10 protein-coding genes are annotated in these 13803 nt (G+C 38.5%); 5 read left to right on the top strand and 5 right to left on the bottom strand.

What is annotated here, in order from left to right:
• Window positions 1-201 precede the first annotated feature (201 nt).
• Both CWC11_RS02955 and CWC11_RS02960 read left to right on the top strand, forming a co-directional pair.
• The gene (locus tag CWC11_RS02955) at window positions 202-1008 is read left to right on the top strand and encodes a glucosaminidase domain-containing protein (RefSeq protein ID WP_104642466.1); all 807 of its coding nucleotides are present in this window, start codon (window positions 202-204) and stop codon (window positions 1006-1008) included.
• Window positions 1001-1669 (top strand): DUF2987 domain-containing protein, encoded by a 669-nt coding sequence (locus CWC11_RS02960; protein WP_138681486.1) that lies wholly within the window; start codon window positions 1001-1003, stop codon window positions 1667-1669. The genes CWC11_RS02955 and CWC11_RS02960 overlap by 8 nt, the downstream gene beginning before the upstream one ends.
• A 49-nt stretch (window positions 1670-1718) precedes the next feature.
• On the opposite strand, the gene CWC11_RS02965 is transcribed toward CWC11_RS02960, so the two are convergent.
• The 3 genes from CWC11_RS02965 to CWC11_RS02975 all read right to left on the bottom strand — a co-directional run bounded on the left by CWC11_RS02965 (window position 1719) and on the right by CWC11_RS02975 (window position 5536).
• Window positions 1719-2723: a LacI family DNA-binding transcriptional regulator gene (locus CWC11_RS02965; protein WP_138681487.1), complete on the bottom strand. Its 1005-nt coding sequence runs from the start codon at window positions 2721-2723 to the stop codon at window positions 1719-1721.
• Between the two features lie 130 nt (window positions 2724-2853).
• Window positions 2854-4179 (bottom strand): glycoside-pentoside-hexuronide (GPH):cation symporter, encoded by a 1326-nt coding sequence (locus CWC11_RS02970; RefSeq protein WP_138681488.1) that lies wholly within the window; start codon window positions 4177-4179, stop codon window positions 2854-2856.
• Window positions 4180-4207: 28 nt separating this feature from the next.
• Window positions 4208-5536: a GH1 family beta-glucosidase gene (locus CWC11_RS02975; RefSeq protein ID WP_138681489.1), complete on the bottom strand. Its 1329-nt coding sequence runs from the start codon at window positions 5534-5536 to the stop codon at window positions 4208-4210.
• Window positions 5537-5795: 259 nt separating this feature from the next.
• Here CWC11_RS02975 and CWC11_RS02980 point away from each other — a divergent pair, with 259 nt between their 5' ends.
• Together CWC11_RS02980 and CWC11_RS02985 are read left to right on the top strand one after the other, a co-directional pair.
• Window positions 5796-7070 (top strand): sugar MFS transporter, encoded by a 1275-nt coding sequence (locus CWC11_RS02980; protein ID WP_138681490.1) that lies wholly within the window; start codon window positions 5796-5798, stop codon window positions 7068-7070.
• A complete protein-coding gene (locus CWC11_RS02985; RefSeq protein ID WP_138681491.1) occupies window positions 7070-9622 on the top strand; it encodes a glycoside hydrolase family 3 protein in 2553 nt (850 codons plus the stop codon). Before CWC11_RS02980 ends, CWC11_RS02985 begins: the two co-directional genes overlap by 1 nt.
• Window positions 9623-10211: 589 nt before the next feature.
• Here the strand turns inward: CWC11_RS02985 and CWC11_RS02990 are convergent.
• Both CWC11_RS02990 and CWC11_RS02995 read right to left on the bottom strand, forming a co-directional pair.
• Window positions 10212-11375, bottom strand: a complete 1164-nt coding sequence (locus CWC11_RS02990; protein WP_171038387.1) for a GGDEF domain-containing protein — start codon at window positions 11373-11375, stop codon at window positions 10212-10214.
• Between the two features lie 136 nt (window positions 11376-11511).
• A complete protein-coding gene (locus tag CWC11_RS02995) occupies window positions 11512-12402 on the bottom strand; it encodes a TIGR01777 family oxidoreductase (RefSeq protein ID WP_138681492.1) in 891 nt (296 codons plus the stop codon).
• 353 nt (window positions 12403-12755) lie between these two features.
• Here CWC11_RS02995 and CWC11_RS03000 point away from each other — a divergent pair, with 353 nt between their 5' ends.
• Window positions 12756-13790: an AI-2E family transporter gene (locus tag CWC11_RS03000; RefSeq protein ID WP_138681493.1), complete on the top strand. Its 1035-nt coding sequence runs from the start codon at window positions 12756-12758 to the stop codon at window positions 13788-13790.
• Window positions 13791-13803: the final 13 nt, after the last annotated feature.

The raw sequence follows: 13803 nt of genomic DNA on the forward strand, positions 1-13803 counted from the left end.
AGTAAAAATTGAGCAACAATGAGTTATTCGCCCCTAGGAAGAACCCATTGGGCAGCGCATGTTTGGCATTTATGCTGCGTTATCGCCTATTTATGGGGAATAACCACACTACATAGGCTATGCCTTGCCTAAATGCCAAACACACTGCTGCAAACTTAATCACTAAAGGTCAATACGCCCTAATATTAATAGAGAGAATAGATGTTAAAAACGATTTTTAAGCTTTTACTAACTGTATTTTTTGTTTGGGCACTTGCTTACCCGTTTATACAAAGCGATGACATTGATTTAGACGAGCAAACGTCTGAACAACCAAAAAAAGTTAAGAAAATAGAAAAACCACTTCATAACGTTAAGCTACCTAAATTTTCTGAATTTGCTGATGTAAAAGAAAAAAAGCATGCCTTTTTTAGCTTTATTAGACCCCATGTAGATGCTGAAAATAAAAAAATATTACAGCAACGTGCAAAATTAGAAATTGCTCGTATGATGCTTGAAAATAACGAACCTCTTTTGAAAAAACAAAACAAAGATGCGGCTCAAATATTAAAGTCGTACGGCTTACCTGAAACGGTTAATACGCTTAATATTACTCAAGCGCTGCGCCGTGTGGATATTATTCCTAAAGAGCTTGCGCTAATGCAAGCAGCGAATGAATCGGCGTGGGGTACTTCACGGTTTGCACGCATAGGCCTTAACTTTTTTGGTCAGTGGTGTTACTCAAAAGGCTGTGGCATGGTACCAAAGCGCAGAAACACAGGGGCTGCACACGAAGTTGCTGCGTTTAAGTCGGTACGTGCTGCTGTTAGTTCATACTTTAAAAATATAAATACTCATAATGCTTACAAAGAGCTGCGTGCTATACGAGCAAACTTACGTTTAGAGCAAAAGCCAATTTTAGCCACAGAGCTAACGCATGGTTTAATGTCGTATTCAGAGCGTGGCGAAGCTTATATAGAAGAGCTAAACACAATGATTAACCAAAATAGAGCTTACTTTGATGAATAAAGGTATTTTAAAAAGCACTAAAGCGATATCACTATTATTGCTAAGTGCTGTAGCACTAAACGTTAGCGCTAAAGAATTTGTTATGTCGTATGATGGATTTTATGATCGATTAGAGGTTGTCAATAAAGGCGATTTTCAATATGCACGAGTCAACTTTTACATTAGCGATATTGCGACCAACGAAGCGTGTGCAATAAAAAGCGGCACAATTTTAACTGAAAACAACGAATACCCGCTTAACTTTACCGAGAAAGCTCAATTACTTTTGCCGTTTGATAAACAACTCGATACCGACAAAGCTGTTATTGTCGTTGAGCCGCAAAACCCAAACCATGATTGCCAACTTAAATTGCAAATAGAGGCAAATGAGCTTGAAGGGCTGACACTTTCAAAGCAGTCTTTATATACCATTAATACCGAATTAGATGAGCTGCTAACTGACTTGTCCGGCTTTTTTGTAAGTAAGTTAATGTGGTTTTTACTGCCAGAGCAAAAAGGTGTTGCGGTTACATTTAATGCACCAACACAATTGGCTGACAAAAATATTAAGTGTGAAAAATCAGTTTGTTACTTTGCAGTTGAAGACGACTGGGAAGACGATGCAACCATACTAGGTAATATTAATAATGTAGTTAAAGTAACGCCTTGGATTGCAAAGTAAGTCTTTAACACTACATAAAAAATACGGCGCTTTGCGCCGTTTTTTGTTTTTACTTTAATAACGCCTGAGTAGAATCACGGTTAATAAGCGTTGGCTCAAATACTCTATTTATTTCTAAGTTTTTATATTGGTAAATATCCTTAAGCACCATTTTAGCGGCCATCTGACCCATGTTTTCTACAGGGTTATCTATAGTTGTCAAAGTAGGGTACAAGTAGTTTGCAAATATAACGTTATCAAACCCGATCACCGATAAATCATTTGGTAAATTATAACCATGCTCACGAGCATATTTCATTGCCCCAGAGGCCATTTCGTCGTTGGCACAGACTAACGCTGTAAAAGGTATTTTTTTATTAATGAGTTGCTTTAACCCTTGTGTGCCACCGACTTCATTAAAGTCGCCTTCGTAAAAAAGCTCATTATTAAATTCGATATTGTGCTCGGTAAGCGCTTTTTTATGGCCTTTTAATCGGTTTCGCGCATCGGCTTTAAATTGCGGGCCTGCTATGTAGGCTATTTTTTTGTGGCCTTGCTCAAGTATAGATTTACTCGCTAAATAACCGCCAAGTTCGTTATCAAGGCTAATACAATTATCTTTAAGTGGTTTTACATAGCGATTTATTAAGTAAACAGGGGTTTTACCTTGGCTAAGTTCTATAAGGTATTCATCGCTTACGGCTTCAACGTGCAGTATAAGTGCATCACATTTACGGCTAATTAAAAACTCGATACCGTCTTTCTCTTTATCGTCTTCACTGTGGCCTGTGGTGATAATTACATGTTTTCCGGCGGCTCTAAGCTCAGACTCTATTCCTGCCATCATTTGTGCAAAGAAAGGACCGTGCAGTTCTGAAACTAAAATACCTACGCTATTAGTACGGTTAGAGGCAAGAGACTGTGCAATAGAGTTTGGTTTGTAGCCTAACTGCGCCATGGCATCGAGTACTTTTTTGGTTGTTTTTTCGCTGACGCGGGTGTTTTTGTTCATTACCCGCGAGACAGTGGCTAACGACACACCGGCAAGATCTGATACTTCATAAATAGTGGCCATATTAATTGTTTACTCGCTTATCCTTAACTGCTTCGGGTAAATAATACCGTAGAGTGCATACTCAAACCACCTCAAGATGTAAGTTTCAGTTTTAATAAAAAGAGACTTTCATTGTTGCTCTGGGTATATATTAATTAGTTGTTGTTAGTTTAGTTTGAATGCTTTCAACAACGTGGTTAGTTAGTGTATATTTTTTCATTATGTAGGCCACAAATAATGAGCCAAAAGCCGGAAGTACTGTAAACGAGAGCAAAATACCGTGCTGCGTATCGATAGTTTGTATTACATCTGCCTGATAGCTGTAAAAAGAAAGCAGCCATCCTGCAATTGCGCCACCAACAGCAACACCCATTTTTATAAAAAATATAACGCCGGAATACACCAAGCCGGTTATTCTAACACCTGTTTTTTCATGCCCGTAATCTATGGTGTCAGCCATTTTTGCCCATAATAAAGGCGTGGCCATATCTAAAAAGAACTTCCATAAAATAAAGGCGGTAAATGCCAGCACTAAAGAGTCTTTACTAATAAAGTAACTAAGCGCACAAATAGCAGCGGCAATTAATTGTAAGCTAATATAGGCTTTTATTTTACAAAATCGCTTTGCCAGCGGTTGTGCTAATGCGCAGCCAAGCATACTAGCTGCAACGCCTAGGGTCATAAATAGAGTAATTAAATCGTCGCGGCCTAAATAATATTTTACGTAGTAAACGGCAAGGGTAAGCCTTAACACTTGGCCGGTTAGTAAAAAAAAGGCAGCAAGGCACAGAGTACGCCACTGATCGTTTTTAATTAGTGCTTTAACACTTTTTATAAAAGGAATGTTTTGCTCTTTTGGCTGCTGTATTCGCTCTTTTGTGCCCAAAAAGCACAGTAAAAAAAGTACAAGGCCTAAAATACTCATGGCTGTCATGGTGTATTGGTAGCCTTTAGCCGCATCGCCTTGGCCAAAATATTCAACCATTGGCATAGTACAGCCCGCTACAATCACACCGCCTAACATGCCAAACACAAAACGATATGACTGGATAGTAACGCGCTCTTTTGCGTCGCTTGTAAGTACACCGCCTAGGGCGCAATAAGGAATATTTATTGCGGTATATGCCACCATAAGTAGCGTATAGGTAGTAAAGGCATAAATTATTTTATCAGTGCCTTTTAAATCGGGAGTGGTAAACGCCAAAATACTAATAATGGCAAATGGCAGGGCAAGCCATAATAAATAGGGACGAAAGTGCCCCCATCGTGTATGCGTTTTGTCGGCTAGGTTGCCCATAACAGGGTCGGTTACAGCATCAAAAATACGCACTGCTAAAAACATAGTGCCTACTACCGCAGGCGAGAGCCCAACTACATCAGTGTAGTAGAGCATTAAAAACATCATAACCGTTTGAAAAATAATATTGCTGGCGGTGTCGCCGAGGCCATATGCTATTTTTTCTTTTACACTTACCATGTTTATTTTATCCCGCTTTATTTTTATTTTATCGATTAGAAATAAGTGCTTTATAAGCGTGGCCACTAGCTTTAATAGTACGTTGTTGGGTTTCATAATCAACGTATACTATGCCAAAACGTTTTAAATACCCTTCAGCCCATTCAAAATTATCCATAAAGCTCCACGCAAAGTAACCAATTATATTAACCCCTTGCTCGGTTGCATTATGTACGGCATTTAAATGTGTGTGATAGTAGCTAAGCCTATCTAGGTCGTTAACCTCACCATTTTTTATGGTATCTGGCATGGCTGCGCCATTTTCTGTGATGTACATAGGCGGTAACGTGTACGTTTTATGTAAATCGATTAGTAAATCAGTAAATGATTGCGGGTAAATTTCCCATCCCATATCAGTAAGCGGACCCTTAGGTGCTATTGGTTCATATATGTGTGTAGGGTGCGCTTTATATACTTGGCGAGTATAAAAATTTATGCCTAAGTAATCGGTTGGTTGCGAAATTAACGCCATGTCGCCTGGGTGAATGTCAGGTAAATGATCCTTAGGTAATTGGTTTATTATATCTGGGTAGTGGCCATCCATAATAGGTTTCATGTACCACTGATTTAAATAATCATCGGCGTATTTTGCACAGTCTATATCTTCTTGAGAGTTTGTAAGCGGGTAAGCGGGTGTAAAATTAAGCACAATACCATTTTGTGTATTAGGTGATGTTTTATTTAGTACTTTCATGGCTAGGCCATGGGCAAGTAATAAATGATGCGCTGCTTTTTTTCCGTACTGTTTTCCTACTAGGCCTGGGGCATGTATGCCAATTTCATAACCTAAAAAAGCACTACAAAAGGGTTCGTTTAATGTAGCGTAAGAAAACACACGCGTTCCAAATGCGCGTGTAATTAGTTCAACGTATTGCTCAAATGCGTAGGCTGTTTGTCTGTTAAGCCAGCCGCCTTCATCTTCTAAGTATTGAGGTAAATCCCAATGATAAAGCGTAACAAAAGCTTTTATGTTTCTGCGATTTAGTTCATCGAGTATGTCAGTATAAAATTTAACGCCCTCTAGGTTAAGCTCGCCTGAGCGCGTAATTACACGCGGCCACGATATAGACAATCTGTAGGCATCTACACCTAATGAGGCAATCAAATCTATATCTTGCTGCCAATTGTTATAATGATCGCAAGCAATATGGCCATGCGAATTGTCAGCAATTTTACCCTCGGTGTCACAAAATGTATCCCAAATACATGGTAAGCGATGTTCATACCCTCCTTCTATTTGAAATGATGCAGTAGCTACACCATAAACAAATTCTTTTGTTAATAGAGGTGAATGAGATGGTAATGATATTTTTGTCATTAGTTACAAACCTTTTTGAGATCTAAATTGCACGCTTAGCGCTTTTATTTACTGCTTTACAGCGGGTACAACACATTAATAAAAATAAAAGTTGTTGAAATATGTAACATGTTCGTATTTAATTAGCCGTGAAAGCGCTTACATTTTTAGATTAATGTTAATTAATCTTCAGGTCAACTCTTTAATACTGCGCCTTAGCGGGAGATTGTATTAATAATGTACTGAAGATCAATTTATAATAATAAATTGCGGAGAGCACATGGCTAGTTCAGCACCACTGACATCACACACACAGTCGCAAAATTACCAAGATAAAAACTATGGTTTTGCACTTACTTCTTTAACTTCACTGTTTTTTATGTGGGGTTTTATTACCTGTTTAAATGATATTTTGATCCCGCATTTAAAAGCGGTTTTTGATTTAACTTATGTGCAAGCCATGCTTGTGCAATTTTGCTTTTTTGGCGCTTACTTTTTAATGTCTTTGCCTAGTGGCTATATTGTTAAAAAGCTTGGTTATAAAAAGGGAATAGTGGTTGGACTGCTCATTGCAGCATTAGGGTGCGTACTTTTTTACCCTGCAGCCGCTATGCACAATTACCCAGTTTTTTTGTTTGCCTTGTTTGTATTAGCAAGCGGCATAACATTACTGCAAGTATCTGCTAACCCTTACGTTAGTTTATTAGGCTCACCTAAAACAGCATCATCTCGTTTAACGCTTACTCAAGCTTTTAACGCGCTAGGTACTGCAGTTGCTCCAACGTTTGGTGCTTTCTTAATACTAGACTCGGCGTCTGAAGCATTTTTAACACCCGCGCAAAATGCAGAGTCGGTACAACTTCCTTATTTACTTTTAGCAGGCATGCTTATTTTATTAGCCGGTATTTTTGCATGGCTTAAATTGCCAGACATAATGAGTGAGCAAAAAGAAGCTGCTGAAAAATCAAATACAATTGAGGGCAGTGCATGGCAATACCGCCACCTAACGCTCGGTGCTGTGGGAATTTTTGCGTATGTAGGTGCAGAGGTGGCGATTGGTAGCTTTTTAGTAAGCTTTTTAGCACAAGAAAATATTGCCGGTTTAAAAGAGCATGTTGCTGCTCATTACATTACTTATTATTTTGGTGGCGCTATGGTTGGGCGTTTTATTGGTGCTGCTGTAATGCAAAAATTACCCGCTGGTAAAGTACTTGGCTTTAACGCAAGTATGGCTATTATTTTAGTGGTTATAGCTATGAGTACGTCGGGTCAGTTAGCTATGTGGTCAATATTATTGGTTGGTTTATTCAATTCTATTATGTTCCCCACTATTTTTAGTTTAGCGTTAAATGGGCTTGGTAAGCATACCGCACAGGGCTCTGGCATTTTGTGTTTGGCGATTGTAGGGGGGGCAATAGTGCCACTTTTACAAGGTGCGCTTGCTGATAATGTGGGTGTTCAACTTTCGTATATTTTACCTATTTTATGTTACATATTTATCGTGTTTTATGGTTTAAGCGGAAGCAAACCAGTTCAAGCTCAGGAGACTCTATAATGAAAACCCCTTTTACACTTAATAAAATAGCACTTGCCACATTAATTGCATCACTAGGTAGTTTATCGGCTTGTTCAAATGACGCGACAACACCCCCTGAAACTAATAATGCTTTATCTAAAACAGAGCAAATTTGGCCAAAACTTAATATTGCCGTAAAACAAGACCCAGCGATAGAAGCAAAAATTGCGGATTATTTAAAAACGATGACGCTTGAGCAAAAAGTAGCTCAAATGATTCAACCAGAAATTCGTGATATTACCGTTGAAGACATGCGCAAATATGGCTTTGGTTCATACCTTAACGGTGGTGGTGCATTTCCTAATGGTGATAAACACGCAACACCTATGGATTGGGTTGCACTGGCAGAGAGTTTTTATCAGGCCTCTGTAGATGACTCGCTTGATGGCACTAACATTCCGACAATGTGGGGCACCGATGCTGTACATGGTCATAATAATGTAATTGGCGCGACCTTATTTCCGCATAACATTGGTTTAGGCGCTGCTAATAATCCTGAATTAATAGAGCAAATTGCATCTATTACCGCGGTAGAAGTAATGGCAACCGGTATTGATTGGGTGTTTGCACCTACTGTTGCTGTTGTTCGCGATGATCGCTGGGGAAGAACGTACGAAGGATACTCTGAAGATCCTCAAATAGTACGTGATTACTCTGCTGCCATTGTAAATGGTTTACAGGGCAAAGCCGATGGCGACTTTTTAAGTGATAAACGTGTTATTAGTACCGTTAAGCACTTTTTAGGTGATGGCGGCACGGTAGATGGCGATGACCAAGGTAATAATATCGACAGTGAGCAAGACTTGTTTGATATACACGCCCAAGGTTACGTTGGTGGGTTATCGGCAGGTAGTCAATCTGTAATGGCGTCTTTTAATAGCTGGAATGGCGTTAAAAATCACGGCAATAAATACTTATTAACAGACGTTCTAAAAACACGTATGGGTTTTGATGGCTTTGTTGTTGGTGACTGGAATGGTCATGGCCAAATTGAAGGCTGTACTAACGAAAGTTGTGCACAAGCCGTTAATGCAGGTCTTGATATTTTTATGGTGCCAACAGGTGCTTGGAAGCCTTTGTACGAGAACACAATTGCGCAAGTTAAGTCTGGCGAAATCAGCATGTCACGCATTGATGATGCGGTAGCAAGAATTTTACGCGTTAAATTACGTGCCGGTTTATTTGATAAGCCAAGCCCTGCTAAGCGCCAGTTTTCGGGTAAAACTGAGCTAATTGGAGCACAGCAACACCGCGAAGTTGCGCGTCAGGCAGTTCGTGAGTCACTGGTGTTACTCAAAAATAAAAACAATATATTACCACTTGCTGCAAACCAAACAGTACTGGTTGCAGGCGATGGCGCCGATAATATTGGTAAGCAGTCGGGCGGGTGGAGTATTACTTGGCAAGGTACAAATAATAAAAATGCTGATTTCCCTGGTGCAACGTCAATTTACAAAGGGCTTGAAGATCAAATTTCAGCCGCAGGTGGTCAAGCCATATTAAGTGCCGATGGTTCGTTTGAGCAACGTCCAGATGTAGCCATTGTTGTATTTGGCGAAGAACCCTACGCAGAAGGTCATGGCGATAGAGATAATTTAGAATTTGAACGCGGTAATAAAAAATCTTTAGCACTTTTAACGTCATTAAAAGCACGAGGCATTCCAGTGGTATCGGTATTTATATCGGGTCGCCCTATGTGGGTTAATAGTGAGCTAAATGCATCTGATGCGTTTGTCGCTGCTTGGTTACCTGGTACTGAGGGCGCAGGTATTGCAGATGTAATATTGAAAGCTAAAGATGGGGCGACCCAACATAACTTTAAAGGTAAGTTGTCATTTTCTTGGCCTAAATCGGCTGTACAAAGCACCGTTAATAAAGGTGATGAAGATTACAGCCCATTACTACCGTATGGCTTTGGTTTAACATATGGCGATAAAAATATATTAGCTGATAACTTAGACGAGGACTCTAAATTAGACAACTCTGCACTTACCAGCATGGATATTTTAGTGGGTGCGCCAATAGCCCCGTGGAGATTGCTACTTAAATCGGGGGATGAACTTTTAGATGTATCTAGCAGTACGCACGAGTTTGGCGCAATTAAGTACCGCACTGAAGATAAAACAGTGCAAGAGGATGCGCGTCAATTTAACTTTAGCGGTACTGAAAAAGCCAGTGCAGAAATAGTGACCAGTTTTGCAGAAGACACCATTGCTTATTTAGAAGCCGATGCGGTTATAAGCTTTGACATTAAATTAAATGAGTCACTAGCGGGGCCTGTTGATTTAGCAATGACATGTTCAGGTGCATGCGGCGCAAGCATTGATTTAGCAAAAATAGTAGACAAAACTGTTGTTAATAAATGGCAATCAGTTTCTGTAGATTTAGGTTGTTATGCTGATAAAGGGGTGAATTTTGCAAGCCTCACTAGCCCATTTAGTTTACACAGCAGTGCTAAGGCTTCGGTATCGGTGGCAAACATACAGTTTGTGCCTAATAAAGCCAAAGATGCAACACTCGCTTGTAAGTAGTTAAAACTCTTAATATAAAACTATATTGTGTTTAAGCCCTTCGATTGAAGGGCTTTTTTATGCTGTAAGATAATATTTAACCTGAATTCTGGTTAAGAGATTTAAAAACACTATAAATAATAACGATATTTAAGCCTGTTTCTCTCTAGCTAGAATTTTTTGGTGAAAACAAGGCGAATTTACGCGTCAATAGCTAGTCTATTGCAAGGAAATTCAACGCAGTTAGCGCTAAAAATAGCTGCTTGAGATAGATTTATTATCCAGAACTCAGGTTATTTAATACTAATTCGCTATTTAGTTGTTCTCGGCAATTGCTCCTGCATCTATGCAGTCGTAAATGAGAGTTTTTAATGCAGGTAGCAATACGTTTAGCCCCGCAAAATAATTGAGTCTTATTACGGATTGGTATAAGTAGTACTAAGGCGAGTCTATATGTAAAATTTAAAGTGCGCTGTTTGCAGGTCTACTTTAGACGTTTACAACTCTTTGTTACGTATATGGGTGTAAGTTAGCGAGTAACGTGCGCACTAATAAATCTCGCACTAGGATAGACACTTTTTAAAAAACAAACCCTAAAGCTCTAAATATTCTAGCTTTGCATTAACAGCTGTTTTTCGTCAAAGGTGACAACTTTGTCTCTACCGGTTTCTTTAGCAAGGTATAGGCGTTTATCTGCTAATGATAGTAAATCCTTTATGCTCATTTGCCCGTTTAATGCAGTGCTTACTCCAGCACTAACAGAGAGGTTTATATGCGCACCTTTATAATAAAAAGGGTGCTTAGAAATATTTTCACGTAAATACTCAGCAGATTCTCTTGCTGCACTTAACGAATAGTCAGGCAGTAAAATTGCAAATTCTTCTCCGCCTATTCTTGCGCTAATACCGGCATTTATAAATTGCTCTTTAATATTTTGGGCGATCCATTTTATTGCCTGATCACCCGTATCATGGCCATATTCATCATTTACGCGCTTAAAAAAATCAATATCTAAAATAATTATACTAACGCTTTTATCTTTATTACTAAGCTGATTGAGTGACTCTTTGGCTTTATTAAAAAACCCTCTTCTATTAAGAAGCTGCGAGAGAGAATCTGTGTTAGCGAGGTTTGAAAGCGTGTATTCAGTATTCGAAAAAAGTAAAAAGGGTAATATGAGGGCACTTAAGGTCGCTAATATTAAATGACTGATAAGGATTATTTGTAAAGGAGCGGTAATATCTACCACGTTACTATTAATAACAGGGATTGATAGCACTGCTACTTGTAAAAGCATGACTCCACTGTGCACTAAAAAACAGGTGGTTAGCGCTTTTTGCTGAATTTTAGCAACAAAGCTCATGCTTTTAATTAAATAAGCTGAATAGATAAATAGCCCAGCAATAATTAAACTGGTAAACATTTTTGCAGCATCAAAAGGATAAATAGCTAATAGTAAAAACGCAGAAAAACCAAAAATGCAGTACAAGGGCATTAAACTAATATTTTGTGTATTTTTATATTTAAATAGCCCGACGATTATTAATAATGGGCTTAAAATAATAAAAATGTTTGCTAAATAATGGGTAACGAAAGGGAAGTCTATGTAAACCCGAATACTTGCAAATACCTCAGCCGCTGCGAAAGAAAAACAAGCAAGGCTGAATAATAAAAAAGCAGGTTGGCTTTTGTATTTATAAACAGATACAAAAAAGAAACCTATCATAAGGTTAAGGATAAAAGAGAGGCAGATCACAGTAGGAAGATGTAACATGATTGGTTCTCTTTATAAGTAATTAATATAGTAAATTAACCCCCTAATTATTAGGTATTAACTGTGAAAGGTCAACAAGGTTAAAAGTACCACTTTTAACCAGCTACAATATTACCTTTTTAAATGTTAACACACGCTAAACCAAACTCTCTAAAGCCGATTTTATATCGGTATGGTGAAAGCGATAATGATGTTCTTGCAAATTTGTTGGTTTAACAAACTGACCGGTAGTGAGCAAATCAGACATTTCACCCATTAGCACTTTAAGTACAAAGGCTGGCATAGGAATGAATGCCGGGCGTGATAGAGCTTCCCCTAAGCGTTTGCTAAATTGAGCGTTGCTAACAGGGGTAGGGGCTGTTGCGTTTACAGGCCCCGATATTTCGTTGTGCTTTATTATAAACAATATGAGCTGTGTCATATCGTCAATGTGTATCCACGACATACCTTGCTCACCACTTGCGATAGGGCCGCCTAAACATAGCTTAAACGCAGGTAACATTTTGGCTAATGCCCCTCCTTTTTTTGATAGGACAATGCCAGTTCTTAATAAGCACACACGAGTTTGCTCTGATTGAGCTGCAAGCGCTGCGTTTTCCCAGTCTTTACACAAGGTGTGCGCAAATTCATTATGCGGTTCATTAAAACTTTCGTCGATGACCTTATTGCCTTGACGGCCATAAAAGCCTATAGCGCTGCCAGATATAAACGTGTGTGGTGGAGTAGAGCACGCTTTAATAGCGTTTGAAATTTGCTCGGTGATAATAAGGCGGCTATCGCGAATTATTTGCTTTTGTTTGTCGCTCCAGCGCTTATTTACAATAGGCTCGCCTGCAAGATTGATAACTACATCAACAGTATTAAAATCGACACTGTTAATATCACTTACTGCTTTTACTTTATGGCTTAACAGTACATTTGCTTTGGTAGGATTACGGCTAAGAACGGTCACCGTGTTGTGATGCAGTAAAAAAGGGCATAAATGTTTGCCTATTAACCCTGTCGCGCCTGTAATAAATATATGCATTATTAATCCTTAAATTAAATGTGAGTAAGTAACCTAAACGCTTGTTATTAAACATAGTTTAATAACATTTAAGTGTTAACAGCAATGAATTTAGTTACTAAAGGCCTGTTTTTTACGTGCAAACTTACTTTGTTTTAAATGAAATTTATAGCCAAAAAATACAAGCTTACTGTTTTTATGACTCAATATTTTAATAAACCTATTAACCGTTATGCAGATTAATTAATACTCGCAAGCACCCAGCATTGCAAATTTATACGTAAAACTCACTTTTATGATCACTTGGTAAATATTTCATTTAATTGGCTTTTGCCTTACACTAAAGCCTTATCATTAATAAAAGGATTAACGAATTGGCAAGTTTAACTGGCGTAAATAAAAGCTTAATAGTTTTTGCTGCCTTGGTAGTAGTACTCGCAGGTATTAAAGCAGCGAGCGTGATTATTATTCCCTTTATTTTAGCGGCATTTATTGCCATTGTTTGTAATCCATTAATTAAATTTTTTGCACGTTACAGCATTCCTAAAGGTATAGCGGTAATGCTGGTTGTGCTAATTATTGTTGGCTTAGGGGTCAGTCTCGGTGGACTAGTTGGGCAGTCAGTAAATGACTTTTCGCAGCAGCTTCCAGAGTACAAAGCCAAACTTCAAGAAGATTTTGTATGGTTAGTGGACCTGGCTTCTCAATACAATATTTTAATAAATAAAGACCAAATATTGTCCATGTTTGACCCAGGTAAAATGGTTGATGTAGCCACCAATATGCTTACTGGTTTAGGTGGCGTAATGGCTAATATGTTTTTGATAATACTAACCGTTGTTTTTATGCTATTTGAAGGCCCAATGCTGCGAAACAAAATTCACGCGGCACTTAAAGACCCCGATAACAAAATGAAGCAGATTGACCGCTTTTTAGAATCTATAAATTCATATCTTGCCATCAAAACCTTAGTAAGCCTCGGCACTGGTATTATAGCTGCGTTTTATTTATGGATTTTAGATGTTGATTACTTTGTATTGTGGGGCGTATTAGCATTTATGTTTAATTACATTCCTAACATTGGTTCTATTATTGCCGCAGTGCCTGCTGTATTGCTTGCTCTTATAACACAGGGCCCTTTAATTGCGGGGCTTGTTGGCGCAGGCTACTTAACTATAAATACTGTTATGGGTAATATCATAGAGCCTAAATTTATGGGTAAGGGACTTGGGCTTTCTACTTTAGTGGTGTTTTTATCATTAATATTTTGGGGCTGGTTGCTGGGCACTGTAGGTATGTTGCTATCAGTGCCACTAACTATGATTGTTAAAATTGCATTAGAAGCAAGTGAAGAAGGTAAGTGGGTCGCCACCATGTTAGGCAGTGGCGAAAAAATAGAGCAAGATTAAGTTAACTAATTTA

It is taken from the genome of Pseudoalteromonas sp. S3178 (assembly GCF_005886985.1).
Classification (GTDB): domain Bacteria; phylum Pseudomonadota; class Gammaproteobacteria; order Enterobacterales; family Alteromonadaceae; genus Pseudoalteromonas; species Pseudoalteromonas carrageenovora.

Coding starts and splice junctions, on each gene's coding strand:
- CWC11_RS02955 (WP_104642466.1), top strand. CDS start 202: ATGTTAAAAACGATTTTTAAGCTTTTACTAACTGTATTTTTTGTTTGG.
- CWC11_RS02960 (WP_138681486.1), top strand. CDS start 1,001: ATGAATAAAGGTATTTTAAAAAGCACTAAAGCGATATCACTATTATTG.
- CWC11_RS02965 (WP_138681487.1), bottom strand. CDS start 2,723: ATGGCCACTATTTATGAAGTATCAGATCTTGCCGGTGTGTCGTTAGCC.
- CWC11_RS02970 (WP_138681488.1), bottom strand. CDS start 4,179: ATGGTAAGTGTAAAAGAAAAAATAGCATATGGCCTCGGCGACACCGCC.
- CWC11_RS02975 (WP_138681489.1), bottom strand. CDS start 5,536: ATGACAAAAATATCATTACCATCTCATTCACCTCTATTAACAAAAGAA.
- CWC11_RS02980 (WP_138681490.1), top strand. CDS start 5,796: ATGGCTAGTTCAGCACCACTGACATCACACACACAGTCGCAAAATTAC.
- CWC11_RS02985 (WP_138681491.1), top strand. CDS start 7,070: ATGAAAACCCCTTTTACACTTAATAAAATAGCACTTGCCACATTAATT.
- CWC11_RS02990 (WP_171038387.1), bottom strand. CDS start 11,375: ATGTTACATCTTCCTACTGTGATCTGCCTCTCTTTTATCCTTAACCTT.
- CWC11_RS02995 (WP_138681492.1), bottom strand. CDS start 12,402: ATGCATATATTTATTACAGGCGCGACAGGGTTAATAGGCAAACATTTA.